Below are 735 nucleotides of genomic sequence, written 5' to 3'. Positions count from 1 at the left end.
GCCATGGCCCGGGTGGCGGCAATCGCCCAGCCTTTGGAAGCATTGTACCAAGTCAAATTCGGGCGCGGCGAGACGCCGCCGGTGGAGGCGACGTTGAGGATGGCGCCCGATTTGATGGATTTGAAATGCGCAACGACCGCACGGGCGCCATTGTAGATGGATCGCATGTTGACGTTGGCGATCCGGTCGAACATCTCTTCGTCCATCGTCTCGAGCGCCAGGGGCGGCTGGGCCACGCCGGCATTGTTGACCAGTATGTCGAGACCGCCAAAGGCCGAGCGGGCCAGGTCTGCCGCCGCTTCGAAGCTTGCGAGTGTCGAGACGTCGCCAGTGATTGGCCGCACATTTTTGCCGACTTCGGCAGCAACGCGGGCCGCGGCGGCCTCATCACGGTCCATCAACACGACCCGCGCACCTTCGGTGACGAATTTCCTGACGATGCCTTCGCCAAATCCTGAACCGCCGCCAGTGACGATGGCGACCTTGCCAGCAAGTCTCATATCTGTTCCTCCGTTGCCGGCACCATCGGGGAAGTCGCGTACATTGCACAGTCCGATTATCTGAACGCCCTTTTAGCTTTCCTTGTTTGAGGTCGACCGGCGTGGGAGGCATAGTCGCCACGGAATTGTGAGGAGGAAGGGATGACGCTGAATTTCGACCCGCGGGCGAAGGCCACGGCGCTCTACCACGGCGAATTCCGGCCGATGTTCGTCGGCGGCAGGTGGGTTCCGGCAC

General features: G+C 61.9%; 1 protein-coding gene. It reads right to left on the bottom strand.

Features of this window, described 5'->3' with window-relative positions:
* Positions 1 to 500, bottom strand: a 500-nt coding sequence (locus EN750_RS37280) for an SDR family NAD(P)-dependent oxidoreductase (RefSeq protein WP_127399476.1), incomplete at its 3' end; no start/stop codon positions are given.
* Between the last annotated feature and the right edge of the window lie 235 nt (positions 501 to 735).

This window comes from Mesorhizobium sp. M7A.F.Ca.ET.027.03.2.1 (genome assembly GCF_003999175.1).
In the GTDB taxonomy this organism is placed as follows: domain Bacteria; phylum Pseudomonadota; class Alphaproteobacteria; order Rhizobiales; family Rhizobiaceae; genus Mesorhizobium.
Note: the sequence above shows the minus strand (reverse complement) of the source record. Positions and strands in the feature narration are given on the sequence as shown.